This is a genomic window from Dermacoccus sp. PE3 (genome assembly GCF_001021715.1).
GTDB classification, from domain to species: domain Bacteria; phylum Actinomycetota; class Actinomycetes; order Actinomycetales; family Dermatophilaceae; genus Dermacoccus; species Dermacoccus abyssi.
Map to the genome: position 1 here is coordinate 129577 of NZ_LDCM01000005.1, position 15366 is coordinate 144942.

At 70.0% G+C, this 15366-nt stretch carries 13 protein-coding genes and 1 riboswitch; of the genes, 5 read left to right on the forward strand and 8 right to left on the reverse strand.

The features are described 5' to 3' along the window. Position 1 precedes the first annotated feature (1 nt). Positions 2-988, forward strand: coding sequence for a UDP-glucuronic acid decarboxylase family protein (locus AA983_RS13155; RefSeq protein ID WP_047312742.1), 987 nt, complete (start codon positions 2-4; stop codon positions 986-988). Between the two features lie 113 nt (positions 989-1101). On the opposite strand, the gene AA983_RS13160 is transcribed toward AA983_RS13155, so the two are convergent. Continuing rightward, a complete protein-coding gene (locus AA983_RS13160) occupies positions 1102-1938 on the reverse strand; it encodes a class I SAM-dependent methyltransferase (protein ID WP_047312743.1) in 837 nt (278 codons plus the stop codon). A gap of 389 nt (positions 1939-2327) precedes the next feature. On the opposite strand from AA983_RS13160, the gene rpsA reads away from it, so the two are divergent. Both rpsA and AA983_RS13170 read left to right on the forward strand, forming a co-directional pair. Continuing rightward, positions 2328-3827 (forward strand): 30S ribosomal protein S1, encoded by a 1500-nt coding sequence (rpsA, locus tag AA983_RS13165; RefSeq protein WP_047312744.1) that lies wholly within the window; start codon positions 2328-2330, stop codon positions 3825-3827. 110 nt (positions 3828-3937) lie between these two features. Further along, positions 3938-4681: a cobalt-precorrin-6A reductase gene (locus tag AA983_RS13170; RefSeq protein ID WP_047312745.1), complete on the forward strand. Its 744-nt coding sequence runs from the start codon at positions 3938-3940 to the stop codon at positions 4679-4681. A gap of 19 nt (positions 4682-4700) precedes the next feature. Here the strand turns inward: AA983_RS13170 and cbiB are convergent, their stop codons facing one another. Genes cbiB through AA983_RS13205 form a run of 7 tightly spaced genes read right to left on the reverse strand, consistent with a single transcriptional unit; the run spans position 4701 to position 13123 of the window. Continuing rightward, the gene (gene cbiB / locus AA983_RS13175) at positions 4701-5639 is read right to left on the reverse strand and encodes an adenosylcobinamide-phosphate synthase CbiB (protein ID WP_047312746.1); all 939 of its coding nucleotides are present in this window, start codon (positions 5637-5639) and stop codon (positions 4701-4703) included. After that, positions 5636-6169 carry a bifunctional adenosylcobinamide kinase/adenosylcobinamide-phosphate guanylyltransferase gene (locus tag AA983_RS13180; RefSeq protein WP_047312885.1) on the reverse strand — a complete coding sequence of 178 codons (534 nt, stop codon included), beginning with the start codon at positions 6167-6169 and terminating at the stop codon, positions 5636-5638. Before AA983_RS13180 ends, cbiB begins: the two co-directional genes overlap by 4 nt. Beyond that, positions 6166-6930, reverse strand: coding sequence for an adenosylcobinamide-GDP ribazoletransferase (locus AA983_RS13185; RefSeq protein ID WP_231579611.1), 765 nt, complete (start codon positions 6928-6930; stop codon positions 6166-6168). The genes AA983_RS13180 and AA983_RS13185 overlap by 4 nt, the downstream gene beginning before the upstream one ends. Further along, complete coding sequence (gene cobA, locus AA983_RS13190) at positions 6923-7912, reverse strand: uroporphyrinogen-III C-methyltransferase (protein ID WP_082128932.1); 990 nt, start codon at positions 7910-7912, stop codon at positions 6923-6925. The genes AA983_RS13185 and cobA overlap by 8 nt, the downstream gene beginning before the upstream one ends. Further along, positions 7909-10371 (reverse strand): cobyrinate a,c-diamide synthase, encoded by a 2463-nt coding sequence (locus AA983_RS13195; RefSeq protein ID WP_231579612.1) that lies wholly within the window; start codon positions 10369-10371, stop codon positions 7909-7911. Before AA983_RS13195 ends, cobA begins: the two co-directional genes overlap by 4 nt. A gap of 26 nt (positions 10372-10397) precedes the next feature. Further along, on the reverse strand, positions 10398-11012 hold the full coding sequence (gene cobO, locus AA983_RS13200) for a cob(I)yrinic acid a,c-diamide adenosyltransferase (RefSeq protein WP_047312749.1): 615 nt from the start codon (positions 11010-11012) through the stop codon (positions 10398-10400). Then, positions 11012-13123: a VWA domain-containing protein gene (locus AA983_RS13205; protein WP_047312750.1), complete on the reverse strand. Its 2112-nt coding sequence runs from the start codon at positions 13121-13123 to the stop codon at positions 11012-11014. Before AA983_RS13205 ends, cobO begins: the two co-directional genes overlap by 1 nt. A gap of 55 nt (positions 13124-13178) precedes the next feature. Beyond that, a riboswitch (cobalamin riboswitch) is annotated at positions 13179-13305 on the reverse strand. An 81-nt stretch (positions 13306-13386) separates the two neighbouring features. Between AA983_RS13205 and cbiE the strand changes: the two genes are divergently transcribed. Both cbiE and AA983_RS13215 read left to right on the forward strand, forming a co-directional pair. Then, complete coding sequence (gene cbiE, locus AA983_RS13210; RefSeq protein ID WP_197079022.1) at positions 13387-14616, forward strand: precorrin-6y C5,15-methyltransferase (decarboxylating) subunit CbiE; 1230 nt, start codon at positions 13387-13389, stop codon at positions 14614-14616. Beyond that, positions 14613-15365, forward strand: a complete 753-nt coding sequence (locus tag AA983_RS13215) for a cobalt-precorrin-4/precorrin-4 C(11)-methyltransferase (protein WP_047312752.1) — start codon at positions 14613-14615, stop codon at positions 15363-15365. Before cbiE ends, AA983_RS13215 begins: the two co-directional genes overlap by 4 nt. Position 15366 lies beyond the last annotated feature (1 nt).

The window sequence follows — 15366 nt, forward strand, 5'->3', positions numbered from 1 at the left end:
CATGCGCGTCGTCATCACCGGCGGGGCGGGGTTTCTCGGCTCACACCTGGGCGAGACCCTGCTCCGCCGGGGTCATTCAGTGGTGGCCGTCGACAACTTCGTCACCGGCCGCGCCACCAACGTCGCCCACCTCGTGGGTGATCGCTTCACTCTCGTCGAGCACGACGTGACGGAACCGTTCGACATCGACGGCGACGTCGACGGCGTCCTGCACTTCGCCTCGCCCGCCTCTCCGGTGGACTATCTCAAGATGCCGATCGAGACGCTGCGCGTCGGGTCGATGGGTACGCAGAACGCGCTCGAGCTGGCTCAGCGCAAAGGCGCGAGGCTCGTTCTCGCATCGACGTCCGAGGTCTACGGTGACCCGCAGGTTCACCCGCAGCCCGAGACGTACTGGGGGCACGTCAACCCGGTGGGTCCGCGCGGCGTCTACGACGAGGCAAAGCGCTACGCCGAGGCTCTCGTTCTCGCTTATCGCGACAACCGTGGGGTCGATGCGTCGATCGTTCGCATCTTCAACACGTTCGGTCCGCGCATGCGCCCCAACGACGGTCGAGCCATCCCGAACTTCGTGCGTCAGGCGCTGGCCGGTGAACCGGTGACGGTGAGTGGCGACGGTAGCCAGACCCGCTCGATCTGCTACGTCGACGACCTCGTCGACGGCATCCTCGCGATGCTGCTCGAGACGCACGACCCGGGCCCGGTCAACATCGGCAACCCGCACGAGATCTCGATGCGTGACCTCGCGCAGTGGATCATCGACCTCACGGGTACCTCGTCCGAGATTCAGTACATCGCGCGCCCGACGGACGACCCGACCGTGCGCCGTCCGGACACGACGAAGGCGCAGGCGCTTCTCGGCTGGTCGCCGAAGGTGAGCGTCGAGACGGGGCTGGAGCGCACCATCGCCTGGTTCCGCGAGCACCCCGAGGCCGACGAGGGGCACGTCCTCACGGCGGGGGAGACCGAGCACATCCTCAACCGCTGAGAACACGAACGAGAGGGCCGATCACGTGACGACGTGGTCGGCCCTCTCGTTATCCGTCGGCCTTGCGGACGTCTCCAGGGGCCTGTGGTCGCCGTTGTTCGGGGCGAGCATCTTCAGGTGCGGGGCTTTCGCCCGGTGAGGACGAGCGTGCCCGGCACGAGATTTCCTCGAAGGGGACTCCAGCCGCCCCACGTCTGGTTGTTCGACTCCTTCCACGGCAACTCGCGCAGCTGTTCGAGGACGAGCCCGGCGCCGAGCAGCTCCGCCACGCGGGCTTCGAGGGTGCGGTGGTGCTCGGCGTACAGCACTCGCTCGCCGCGGGCCTCGGCGTAGGGCGTCGTGTCGAAGTAGGAATACGTGACGAGAAGGCCGCTCTCGTCGGGCACGTCGGGAAGCGTCCAGCGAAGAGGGTGCGTCGTGGAGAAGGCGACGAGGGCTCCGGGCTTCGTCACGCGGGCGAGTTCGCGCATGAGGGCAGCCGTGTCGGCAATGAACGGGACGGCGCCGAAGGCGGAGAACACGACGTCGAACGCGTCGTCGGCGAAGGGCAGGCACGACGCGTCACACTGCGCGAGAGCCGGCCCGGTGTGGTTCGGCACGGACGCCGCTCGCCGGGTGTCATCGATGTGTGCGCCCTGGCGCAGCATGCCCAGGGACAGGTCGGTGGCGACGACCCGCGCTCCCTGGCCGGCGCACCAGCGTCCGGCCTGTGCTGCTCCCGAGCCGAACTCGAGCACGTCACGCCCGGCAAGGCAGCCCTCCGGGCCCAGAATGCGCAATTCCGCCTCGGTCCATCCCTCCGGACCCCAGACGAGTTCGGCGTCACCGAGGAAAGCGCCGTGCTCGGCCAGGTACTCGTCGGCCTCGCCGTCCCACCAGGCGCGATTGGCCCGGGTGCTCTCTTGCCCCGATACGGTGAAGCGACCGGCGCGGTCGGGCGTCTCGTTCATGGCCCCGACGCTACGGGAGGGGGAGGTCGTCCGTCGTCGCGGCCCCGCGGAATGACGCGGCGACGAGCGTCCAGCGCGTTCCCAGGCCCGGTTTGGGTGACGGTGCGCCGTTCGATAGGGTAAAGGCGCGTATCGCTGTGGTTTCGTGCCCGGTCACTCCGGATCCGACCCGAACTGCGCTCACAAGGCTGTCACAGGCCGAGGGGGCACGCAGTTGGAACGACCAAGTGACCGAAGGCGAGACGCTCGAGAATCACAACGCGCGGGTGCATTCTGCAGCCGTGCACCGTGAATTCGAGTGCGATACCTAGCTTGTCCTGTCCGCTCAGGGCGTGCGCCTCCCGGCTGTGCGTCCTCCCGAATTGCCCACCGAAAGTTACTTCTTACACATGACTTCCACTACGACCTCCCAGATCGCTGTCAACGACATCGGTTCGGAGGAAGAGCTGCTCGCCGCCATCGACGCGACGATCAAGCACTTCAACGACGGTGACATCGTCGAAGGTGTCATCGTCAAGGTTGACCGCGACGAGGTTCTCCTCGACATCGGTTACAAGACCGAGGGCGTCATCCCCTCGCGCGAGCTCTCGATCAAGCACGACGTCGACCCCGGTGAGGTCGTCAACGTCGGTGACGAGGTCGAAGCCCTCGTTCTCCAGAAGGAGGACAAGGAAGGCCGCCTCATCCTGTCCAAGAAGCGTGCGCAGTACGAGCGCGCCTGGGGCACGATCGAGAAGATCAAGGAAGACGACGGCGTCGTCACCGGTACGGTCATCGAGGTCGTCAAGGGTGGTCTCATCCTCGACATCGGCCTGCGCGGCTTCCTCCCGGCTTCGCTCGTGGAGATGCGTCGCGTCCGCGACCTCCAGCCGTACGTCGGCAAGGAGATCGAGGCCAAGATCATCGAGCTCGACAAGAACCGCAACAACGTCGTGCTGTCGCGTCGCGCGTGGCTCGAGCAGACCCAGTCCGAGGTCCGCACCACGTTCCTCAAGGAGCTGCAAAAGGGCCAGGTGCGCTCCGGCGTCGTCTCGTCCATCGTCAACTTCGGTGCGTTCGTCGACCTCGGTGGCGTCGACGGTCTCGTCCACGTCTCCGAGCTGTCCTGGAAGCACATCGACCACCCGTCCGAGGTCGTCGAGGTCGGTCAGGAAGTCACCGTCGAGGTTCTCGACGTCGACATGGACCGCGAGCGCGTCTCCCTCTCGCTCAAGGCGACGCAGGAAGACCCGTGGCAGCACTTCGCTCGCACGCATGCCATCGGCCAGGTCGTGCCGGGCAAGGTCACGAAGCTCGTTCCGTTCGGTGCGTTCGTTCGCGTCGAGGACGGCATCGAGGGCCTCGTCCACATCTCCGAGCTCGCTGAGCGTCACGTGGAGCTGCCGGAGCAGGTCGTCACGGTCGGTTCCGACATCTTCGTCAAGGTGATCGACATCGACCTCGAGCGTCGTCGCATCTCGCTGTCCCTCAAGCAGGCCAACGAGGACGGCGCGGCGGCTGCCGAGTTCGACCCGACGCTGTACGGCATGGCTGCCGAGTACGACGAGCAGGGTAACTACAAGTACCCCGAGGGCTTCGACCCGGAGACCAACGAGTGGCTCGAGGGCTACGAGGCTCAGCGCGAGAAGTGGGAGAAGCAGTACGCGGACGCCCACGCTCGCTGGGAGGCTCACCAGGCTCAGATCGAGCAGGCGCGCAAGGACGACGCCGAGGCTGCTGCCTCCGGCGAGACGGCCCCGACGTCCTACAGCTCGAGCGCTTCCTCCTCGTCCTCGACGTCTTCGTCGTCCTCCTCGTCCAGCTCGTCCTCGAGCTCGACGCCGGCCGAGGGCACACTGGCTTCCGACGAGGCTCTCGCCGCTCTGCGCGAGAAGCTCACGGGCAACTGATCCCACCGGTGACGCGCAGTCGCGTCACCACGGATCATCCGAGAAGGCCCCGTTCGACCTCACGGTCGGGCGGGGCCTTCCGCATGCCCGCGGGGTCGTAGGGTTGCGGGGTGAACGAACCGAAGGTGCTCGTGCTCGGGGGCACGGCCGAAGCGCGCGACCTGGCTTCCTCGCTCACCGAGGCTGGTGTGGGCGTGCTCTCCTCGCTGGCTGGCCGCGTGTCACGGCCACGGTTGCCCGTGGGCCCGGTGCGGATCGGCGGTTTCGGCGGAGCTGACGGGTTGGCGGCGTACCTGCATGACGGCGGTTTCACCCACCTGGTCGTGGCCACACATCCGTTCGCAACACGGATGGCGGAGAACGCTCGCGAGGCTGCCGCTTCGGTCGCGGTGCCCGTTGTCAGGCTCGCCCGACCGGGGTGGGAGGGGCACCCTGATGCCGGAACGTGGACGTGGGCGGACGGCTACGACGCCGCCCGCACCGCAGCAGAAGGCCTGGGCGAACGCCCGTTCCTTACAACGGGGCGTCAGACGCTCACTCACTTCGCGCCATGGGCGGATCGCGACGTCCTCGTGCGGGTTGTCGAACCGCTCGAGGCGCCCCCGAGTCGGTGGACGGTCGTGCTCGACCGTGGTCCGTACGACGTCGAGGGGGAACGCGTGCTCATGCGCGAGCACGGCATCGACGTCCTGCTGACGAAGGATTCGGGCGGCCGGTACACCGAGGCCAAGCTCACGGCCGCGCGGGAGCTGGGCGTTCGGGTCGTCGTCGTCAGGCGACCCGCATCACCGGCCGGGATGCGCGAACTCGACGACGCAGCAGCGGTCGTGCGGTGGGTGAACGACCAGGGCTAGCTTGCTCGTGCCCGAGGTTCTACCGGCATTGAAGCCGTCCACCCATGGCGGTCGCGGTCACTGCGGCCCCGAGGACGACGAGGCCGACCTGTCGCGTCAGCGTTGCCGCGCGCCGGATGTCACGGACGGACACGGGACGACCGTCGCCCAGCTGACCGCGGTCTTCCACCCGGCCGCCATAGGTGGTGAGCCCCCCGAGCTGCACACCGAGGGCGTACGCCGCAGCCGCTTCCACAGGACCGGCGTTGGGGCTCGGGTGCCGTGCGCCGTCGCGGGAGGCGCCGGTGAGCACGCGCCGCGCCGCACTCGTGCCGTCGGTCGCACCTGCGACGGCAGCCGTTGCGAGCAAGCTGACCCGCGCCGGCAGCCAGTTGAGGACGTCGTCGAGGCGGGCGGCGGCCCAGCCGAAGTCCGCGTAGCGCTCGGACCGGTGTCCGACCATCGCGTCGAGTGTGTTGACGCAGCGGTGGAGCACGATCCCAGGAGCGCCCGCGAGAGCACCCCAGACGAGCGTGGCTGCCACGGCGTCCGACTGGTTCTCGGCGAGCGATTCGACGACGGCTCGGGCGAGAGCGTCAGCCTCCAGCGCGCTGGTGTCTCGGCCCACGAGTGACCGGATCCGCCGGCGGGCCCCCTCGAGGTCGCCCTCGAAGAGCAACTCGTGCACCGCGAGTGCCTCGCGCTCGAGACTGCGGCCTCCGAGGGCGGCCCATGTGACCGCGGCGGTGACGAGCGGGCGCGAATTGGGGCCGTGCGACGCGAGCAGGGCAACCCCCACCCACGGTGCCGTCGTCACGACGAGGAAGCAGGTGCCGCGTGCTCGGGTCGGTGCGTAGAGCCGCCGCTCGCAGGCCATGGCCCACGTGCCGAAGGCCGCCACCGGATGGGCACGCCGGGGGTCGCCGAGCAGTCGATCGGCACCGTAACCGAGGAGAAGTCCGAGCGCGCGTTCGTTCAACGGTGTTCGTCCTTGATGACGAGGGGGCAACCTGCGACCACGAGGACGAGCTGGTCGCAGACCGCGGCGATGCGTTGGCTGAGCCGGCCGAGTTCGTCGGTGAACAGTCGGCCGGAGGCGTACGGAGAGACGAGGCCGAAGCCGACTTCGTTCGTCACGATGACGAGGTCGTCCTCGTAGTTCGCGATGGCGTCGACGAGAGACTCACTCGCGTCGCGGTACGCCGTCTGCCATCCGCGCCGCGGTGTCTCGTCGTTCCAGGCGTCGAGGGCGTCGAGGGTGCGCGAGAGCCAGTTGCCGACGTCATCGAGCAAGATCGGGCCGGTTGTCGCGGTGAGGGCTGCCGCAACGTCGAGGGTTTCGAGCGTCCGCCACGAAGCCGGTCGTCGTTCCTGGTGGAGCCGTACCCGCTCCTGCCAGTCGGCGTCGTCGCGGGGTGCGCCGGTGGCCAGGTACGTTGCGTCGGCGAGGAGGCCCTCGGCGTAGGTCGACTTGCCCGAGCGAACGCCTCCCGTGATGAGCGTCTTCATCGCCACGCTCCGGAAGCGAGCACGACGAGGAGGGCCGCGGTGGCGAGTTCGACGGCGGCGCCGAACACGTCGCCGGTGAGACCACCGAAGCTGCGACGGCACACGAGGACCAGAGCGCTCACCACGACGACGGCAACGGCGGCTGCGACGCACGCTCCGATCGGCTGCAGGCCGGAGAGAGCCGCGACCCCGGCCAGCGCGAGAGCGACGAGCGCGACGGCGAGGGCAGCGACGGCGGGGGAGACGGTGCGCGTCATGAGGGCGCCCATTCCTCCGGTTGTCGCGGGGGATGGGCCGGCTGCCAGGGCCGTACAGGCGGCCCGGCCGGCGCACCACGCGGCGCCGATGACAACGGGATGATCAACGAGCGCCGCCACGCTGGCGGCCTCCAGACCCAGCACCACGACGAGGGCGACCGCGCCCATGGGGCCCACGTCACCTCGCTTCATGACGGCGAGCGCCCGCTCGCGATCCCATCCGGCGCCGAGACCGTCGGCAGTGTCGGCGAGTCCGTCGAGGTGCATGCAGCGGGTGAGTAAAGCCGAGACAGCCACGGCGAGGAACCCGACGACGAGCGGACTGAGTTGCGCGAGATCGGCGGCCCACACCGTGAGGCCGACGCCCACCGCCACCGGGAGAGCCGCCACCGGTGCGAGCGTCATGGCGACGCGTGCTGTGGAACGGGAGGTGTCGACCTCCCCGACCGGAACGACGCTCAGGGTGCCCATGGCCAGTCGCAAACCCGCGAGGAGGCTAGCCATCAGCGCCTCCCAAAGCCGTGACGACATCGCCGATCACCGTGATGGCCGGCGGCTCGAGCCCGCCTCGCGCCACGGCGTCGGCAAGGTCGGCGAGCGGTGTGACGACGTGTCGTTGCGTCGGTGTCGCACCGTCGGCGATGCAGGCCGCCGGCGTGGTTGGTGCCAGGCCGTGGCGTTGGAGCTCGCCGGCGATCGCTCGCAGGTTGGCCACGCCCATGAGCACGACGATCGTCAGCCCGCCGGTGGCGAGTGAGCGCCAGTCGACGGTGCAGCGCGGGTCGCCGGGCGGCACGTGGCCGCTGACGACGCTGAAGCCCTGCGTGAGGCTGCGATGGGTGAGCGGGATGCCTGCGAGCGCCGGAACCGCGACCGCGGAGGTCACGCCGGGGACGAGCGTCACCGGGACGCCGGCGTCGGCGCAGGCGAGCCACTCCTCGCCGCCGCGGCCGAAGACGAAGTTGTCGCCGCCCTTGAGGCGGACGACGTGCTTGCCTTCGCGGGCGCGCTCGACGAGGAGGGCGTTGATCGTCTCCTGCGGCGTGAATTCCCCGCGCGGGATCTTGCCGACGTTGACGAGTTCGGCGTCCGGCCGCGCTTGCGCGAGTGAGGCCAAGGGCGCGAGCCGGTCGTAGACGACGACGTCGGCCTGCTTGACGGCCTCGAGCCCAGCCACGGTGAGCAGCCCGGGGTCGCCTGGCCCGCCCCCGACGAGGACCACCGCCCCCGTTGCCTTCCGCGCGGAACTGCCCGAACTTCGGGCGTCGGGCGCAACACCCTTCAGGTGCGCGGACGCGTCGACGACCAGGGCATACGCGAAGGGGTCCGGCTCCTCGACATGGGTGAGCTGGCCCCGCGCAGCCAGATCCTCCGTGACGGCGGACTGTTCCTGCGCGGGAACGTCGACCCGAAAGCCCCGTTCTGCGAGGTCGGCGACGACAACCCCGACGCGCTCGTCGGTGCGATGGACAAGAGCTTGCTTCATGACCTGGGCTCCCTCGGGTCCGCCTCGCCGGTTCGCTGGAGGACTCGCCCGAGGGCGGCGAGGAGGGCGTCCGTCGTCAGCGGGTCACGGACGGCGAGTCGGATCCATTCGGGCCCGAGGCCGGGGAAGGTCTCGCAACGCCGTGTGGCGAAGCCCTCCTCTCGCAGTCGTGCGTGGACGCCCGTTCCCACCTCGACCGTGACGAACGGTGCGCGGGACGGCAAGGGGTCCAGACCGAGCGCGCGTAGTCCGTCGACGAGGTGTTCGCGCCACTGCTCGGTCTCGACAGCCCACTCAGCCACCTGGCGCAGGGCGCTTGGTGACGTCGTGAAGATCGCGGCCTCGGCCGCGAGCGTGTTGACCGACCAGTGCGGTTGGGCGTGAGAGCACAGGGCGACCAGCTCGGTGTCGCCGACGAGGTAGCCCGCGCGCAGGCCGGCGATCGACCAGGTCTTCGTCAGCGAGCGGACGACAAGCAGGCCCTCGACGTCGTCGACGGGTCCGTTGAGGAGCGAGGCGTGCTCGCCGGGCACGAGATCCATGAACGCCTCGTCGACGACGAGGATCCGGCCCGGTCGGCGCAGGGCGAGAAGCTCGGCCCGGGAGTGAAGCGCACCCGTGGGGTTCGTCGGGTTCCCGACGACGACGAGGTCGGCGTCATCCGGAACGCTGTCGAGGCTCTCGCCGAGCCACGTTCGCACGATGTGAGGTCTCGGCCGATGGCCTGCGCGCTTCAGGGCGGCGTCGGGCTCGCTGAACTGGGGGTGAACCACGAGGGGCGTGTCGAACTCGAGACCGCGCGCGATGAGGGTGAAGGCCTCCGCCGCACCGTTCGTCAGCAGCACCTGATGCGGCGCGACCCCGTGACGCGCTGCGACGGCGTCCCGGGCGGCGTCGGCACGGGGGTACGCCGCGAGGCCGGAGAGATTGGAGGCGAGGTGCCGCGTGAGGTCGGCGGGTGGCTGCGCGGCGCGGACGTTGACGGCGAAGTCGATCAGTGCCTCGTCCAGCTCGTCGTCGCCGTGGAAGAGCGTGGGGTTGCCGACCGGCGTTTCCCCGGAGAAGAAGCTTCGTCCGTGGGCGCCGGGCGCAGACGGAGCCTGCGGGCCGGCGTGAACGGCGTCCGCGAACGTGACGGCCCGCTCCGGCGCTCCGGCCCAGTGCGTGTGGAGGTAGGACGCGTGAACGGTGGGGTGCCCGGCGCCCGCGGGGTCGAGCGCGAATCCCTCGGCAGCACCGTCGAACTCCCAGGCGGGCTGCCCGCCCGTACGGGGCTCGGTGACGGTGCGGTGGAACTCGTGGCCGCGCACGGGCGGGTTGTCCGGGAAGGCTGGGTCGATCGCCTCGCGGTAGCCGAGGGTGAGGCGCGGGCTCATCGTCGCGCGCGCCTCGATGACGTCGGCGAAGCGGTGTCCGTCGACCTCGGCGAGGAGGTAGAGCATGCCCGCGCACTCAGCGACGGTCGGTACCCCCGCGCGGACAGCCGCGGCAACGTGATTGAGCAGCGATCGGTTCTTCGCGAGCGCCGCAGCGTGTACTTCCGGGAAGCCGCCGCCGAGGTAGAGGCCACGCGTGCCCTCGGGGAGGGCCTCGTCCGTCACGGGATCGAAGACGACGGGTTCGAGGCCCTGGGCGCGCAGCAGCTCGTCGGTCTCGGCGTAGCGGAATGTGAAGGCGCGGCCGCCGGCGACGGCCACCCTGGGCCGTTCGTCACCGGGCGTGAGCTGACGCGCGGGTGGCGTCCACGGTATCGCCTCGAGCGGTGCCGCGGCGCGGGCCACCTCGAGCAGCGCATCGAGGTCAATGTGCTCTGCGGTGGCACGCGCGAGGTGGTCGAGCGTGGCGCGGGCGCCCGCGCTCTCCGCGGCGGGCACGAGTCCGAGATGGCGGGACGGAACGCTGACGCCTGCGTCGCGTGGCATGGAACCGAGCACACGGATGTCGGCCTCGGCGCAGGCCCGGCGCACTTCGTCGGCGTGCCGCGGCGACCCGGCCTTGTTGAGGATGACGCCCGCGACGTCGAGGCGCGGGTCGAACGAGCGCAGCCCGTGAACGACAGCCGCAACGCTCCGGCTCGCCGAGGAGATGTCGACGACGAGGACGACAGGCGACTGTGTGAGCCGAACGACGTGAGCCGTCGAGGCGAAACCGTCCGTGCCGAGTCGACCGTCGAAAAGGCCCATGACACCTTCGATGACGGCAACGTCTGCAGGGTCCGGCTGGTGGGCCCCGGCGAGCAGAAGCGGCGCGATGCGTTCCTCACCCTGCATCCACGGATCGAGGTTGCGCCCGACGCGCCCCGTGGCGAGCGCGTGGTAGCCGGGGTCGATGAAGTCCGGGCCGACCTTGGCCGGCGCCACATTCAACCCGCGCGCGGCCAGCGCGGCCATGACACCGACGCTGACCGTCGTCTTGCCCTGCCCCGACGAGGGCGCAGCGAGGACGACGCGAGGGAGCACGTGTGAGTCGCGCGCCCCTGATCCACTCACCATTCGATGCCCCGCTGGCCCTTCTGGCCGGAATCGAACGGGTGCTTCACCTTCGTCATCTCCGTCACGAGATCGGCGACCTCGATGAGCGTGGGGTGTGGGTCACGTCCGGTGATGACGACGTGCTGGTGGCCGGGGCGCGAGGACAGGGTCTCGGCCACCTCGTGCGGGTCGATCCAACCCCACTTGATGGGGTAGGTGAATTCGTCGAGGACGTAGAAGCCGTGTGTCTCGGCGGCCAGTCGTCGCTGGATCTCGCGCCACCCCTCGAGCGCATCGGCAGCGTGGTCCTCCTCGCAGCCGGCGCGGCGCGACCACGACCAGCCGGAGCCCATCTTGTGCCACTCGACCGGGCCACCCTGGCCCGTGCTCGTGTGGACTTCACCGAGCGCTTCGAGCGCGGCCTGCTCACCGATGCGCCACTTGGCGGACTTCACGAACTGGAAGACGCCGATCGACCAGCCCTGGTTCCAGGCGCGCAGCGCGAGCCCGAAGGCGGCCGTCGACTTGCCCTTGCCCGAGCCGTGGTGGACGACGACGAGGGGGCGGTTGCGGCGCTGACGGGTCGTGAGGCCGTCGTCCGGAGTGCTGGGGGTCTGTCCCTGGGGCATCAGGCTGCCTTCCCGTTCGAGGTGCGCGGCGTCGCCGCGGGAGCGATGGCGTCGATGAGGCCGGTGGCCGAAACCTGTTCCAGCGGCACGTGACGGGCGAGCATCCGCTGGGCGAGCTGCCCCGCGAGGCCGAGTCGGAAGCGTCCCGATTCGCAGTCGACGACGATCGTCTCGACGTCGAGGGAGTGCCACCTATCGGCCACGTCGAAGGCTCGCTCGAGGGCGCGCTCGCCGCTCGTCGCGCGGCCGTCGGTGACGAGCACGAGCAGGGGACGTCGGTTCGGGTCGCGCAGCCGCTCGATGCGCAGCACGTCCGCCGCTTCGAGCAGGCCCTCCTCGACAGGGGTGCGCCCGCCGTGCGGAACGTCGGCGAGCAGGGTCGCGGCTCGGTCGACGGAGGAGGTCGGCGGCAGGGCGAGGCGGGCACCGTCGCCGGCGAACGTCACGAGGCCAACCTTGTCGCGACGCTCGTAGGCGTCGAGCAAGAGCGAGAGCACGGCGGTCTTGACCTCGCTCATCCGCTTGCGTGCGGCCATCGAGCCCGAGGCATCCACGCAGAAGAGGACGAGGTTGGATTCACGGCCCATGATCCGCGCATGGCGCAGGTCCGCCGGTTCGACGAGGAGCCCCGAGCCGGGCTCGGCCTTCCGTGCTACTTGCCGCACGGCCGCTTCGCGGACCGTCGCGAGGAGGTGGACCTTGCCCTCACGATCGGGGCGTACACCGACGACGCGGCCCGTCGTCGTTTCGGCGCGGCTGCGTCGTCCGGCCTCACCTCGACCGATGCTCGACAGTTCGAAGCGCTGTGGGCGGTAGGGGGCGCCGACCGATGCCGTCGCGACGGGTGCGGCCGCGTTCTGCGGTTCGTCCTGTGTATCGGCAGGGCTCTGTTCCGCCTCTGTCTCGGCGTGCGTGTCGTGCGAGGACGTGGGTGACTGCTCGTCACGCGGGCTGTCGTCCTGGGCAGGCGGCGGTTGAGGAGAATCGGCGCTTGGCCCGTCAGTGGCTTCGCTTTCGTCGGTGGCCTCGGAGTCGGACGGCTCCTCGTCGTCGGGCCCCTGCGGCTCGTCGTCGGGATCGTCGCCACCCTCGGGCGGCGGGGGCGGTTCCTCGTCGAGCAGCCGATCGAGAAGGTCTTCGTCCAGGCCGGGCGGGTCGAAGGGGCCGCGGCGTCGGCGGTGTGCGAGCGCAAGGACGGCCGCTGCGCGGATGTCCTCACGCTCGACGGCGTCGGCGCCACGCCACGCGGCGTGCGCACTGGCCGTTCGCGCGATGACGATGTCGGCACGCATCCCGTCGACGTCGAAGCCGGCACACACGCGGGCGATGGTGCGCAGCGCCCACGGGGAAAGGACAACCCCTCCGACACGCTCCTGGGCCGCGGCGATGCGCTCTCGCAGGCGAGCCTGATGGCCCGCGAATCGTTCGAGGAACGCATCGGGGTTCGCGTCGAAGGCGAGTCGACGCGTGACGACTTCGGCGCGGACCTCGGGGTCACGCGAGGCAGCGACGTCGACGGAGAGACCGAAACGGTCGAGCAGCTGGGGGCGTAGTTCGCCCTCCTCGGGGTTCATCGTGCCGACGAGAACGAAACGGGCTGCGTGCGTCACCGACATGCCGTCACGCTCGACAGTATTGCTACCCATCGCCGATGCGTCGAGAAGGAGATCGACGAGGTGGTCGTGCAGGAGGTTGACCTCGTCGACGTAGAGCAACCCCCGGTTGGCCTCGGCGAGCAGACCGGGACGGAACTCGGCGCTGCCGGCGCCCAAGGCCCGGGCCAGATCGAGCGAGCCACTGACTCGGTCGTCGCCGGCGCCGACGGGAAGTTCGACAAGGCGGACCGGGCGACTCGTGGCGTCACCGTCGGCGTCGTGAGGGCCGTCGGGGCAGTTCGGCTCCGGGGTCCGCGGGTCGCAGCTGTAGCGGCATCCGGCGACGACGTCGATCCGGGGGAGCACGTCGACGAGCCCGCGCACGATGGTCGACTTGGCCGTGCCCTTCTCGCCGCGAACGAGCACACCACCGATGGCCGGTGAGATCGTCGTCAGCACGAGAGCCAGTTCGAGGTCGTCTGCGCCGACGACGGCCGTGAAGGGATAACGGGACATCACGAATCCTCCTGGCAAGTGACCACGCTTGCCGTACGAGATGCCACGGCTCGTGCACGTGGCAGGTGATGACGACGTCCTGGCTCGCTTCGAAGGGAAGCTCACAGTGGCGGGACCGCTCCGGATTCTCACCGGTATTCCTCGTCATGCAACCGGGAGACATCATGGCAGACGCGCGCGCCGTGGTGGTGTCCGGGCCGATCCGAGGTTTCGCGTCCCTCAGGGCCGCCGTCGGTGCCCAGCCTTGTCGTAGGGTGTCGGCCATGATCGAGGTCGTGGGCATCGGGGACGACGGGTGGAGTGGTCTCTCTGAAGCCACACGGAACCTCGTGGGACGGGCCGACACCGTCATCGGAAGCCCACGTCAGCTCGACCTGCTGCCGTCGATGGGACAGCAGGAACGGCGACCCCTGCCGTCTCCGCTGCGCGACAACCTGCAGTCGCTTGTCGGCGAATCAAGCAGGAACACAGTCGTTCTCGCGTCCGGAGACCCGTTGTTGTCGGGCATCGGAACGACGCTGATCAAGGCAGTTGGTCGGGAGGCGGTGCGTGTCCACCCGGCGCTCTCGTCGGAGGCGCTGGCCCGCGCTCGGATGGGGTGGTCGGCGGAGTCCGTCGACGTCGTCAGCCTCGTCGGCCGATCCACGGACCGCTTCCTTCCGTTCGTCACCCCGGGCTCCCGTCTCGTCCTGCTCTGTTCGGACGGCGACGGCCCCGCGGAGGTTGCACGCCTCGCCGTGGAGGCAGGCGCCGGAACCGCACAGCTCACCGCGTGGTGGCACCTCGGTGGCCAGAACGAGGGCACGAACAGCACCACCTGCGCTGCGTGGGGTGACGAACGCACCCCTGACCTCGTCGTCGTGTGCCTCGAGGTCGGTGTTCTCAACGCCGAGCCACAAGCCCTCGGGCCAGCCCCCGGTCGTGCCGACGACGCGTTCGAGCACGACGGACTCATCACGAAGCGAGACGTGCGTGCCACCGCCCTCGCCCGGCTGCGCCCTTTGCCCGGTCAGGTCCTGTGGGACCTCGGAGCCGGCTCGGGGGCCGTGGGGATCGAGTGGTGCCTCGCTGCCCCGCGGGCCCGCACGGTCGCCATCGAGCGCGATCCGGACCGTGCCGCTCGGGTGACGCAGAACGCCGCCCGCTTCGGCGTCTCCTCGCGCGTGGACGTCCACGTCACCAGCACGGGCGCCGCCGTGCGCGACGACACCCTGCCCCGGCCGGATGCCGTTTTCCTCGGCGGGGGACTGGAACGTGACGTCGTGGACACCGCGGTCGCCGCACTGCGGCCGGGTGGCCGGCTCGTCGCCCACGCCGTGACGACCGAGAGCGAAGCGCTGCTTCACGAGGCACACCGCACACACGGCGGCGAACTCACCCGCCTTGCCGTCGAACATCTCGAGCCTCTCGGGCGCTTCCACGGCTGGAAGCCTGCCCGCAGCGTCGTTCAGTGGTGCCTCACGCGGCCCACCCGGTTCAAGGAGCCCGCATGACCGTCCACTTCATCGGTGCCGGTCCGGGAGCGGCCGATCTCCTCACGCTGCGCGCCGTGAACCTGCTCGAGCGCTCGTCGGTGTGCCTGTTCGCCGGCACCTACCTCGACGCGGCCGTGCTCGCTCACCTGCCCGCCGACGCCGAACGTATCGACACGCAACGTCTCGACCTCGACGACATCACGCGCGTCATGGCCGAGGCTCACGCCCGCGGAGCGGACGTCGCGCGGCTGTGCTCGGGCGACCCGTCGATCTACTCGGCTCTCGCCGAACAGACCCGACGACTCGACGCTCTCGGAGTGCCGTGGGAGGTCTGCCCGGGCGTGCCCGCCTACGCGGCCACAGCCGCCGTCATCGGACGAGAGCTCACGGCCCCTGAGGTGACGCAGTCGCTCGTGCTCACCCGCGCCCAGCGCGACTCGACGAAGATGCCGCCGGGGGAGGAGCTTGCGAACTTCGCCCGCACGGGTGCGACCCTCGCGCTGCACCTCGCGATTCGTCACACCGACCGGTTGTGCGCCGAACTCGCGGAGCACTACGGCCCGGAATGCCCGGTCGTTGTCGGGTACCGCGTGAGTACGCCCGAGCAGCTCGTCCTGCGCGGAACGCTGACCTCAGTGCCTGCGCTGGTGGCGGAAGCCGGGCTGCGTCAGGCCGCTGTCATCCTCGTCGGCCCCGCGCTCGCGAGCGACGACTTCGTCGAGTCGCACCTCTACAGCGCGTGTCGCGAGCGTCCGACGGGCAACTGAC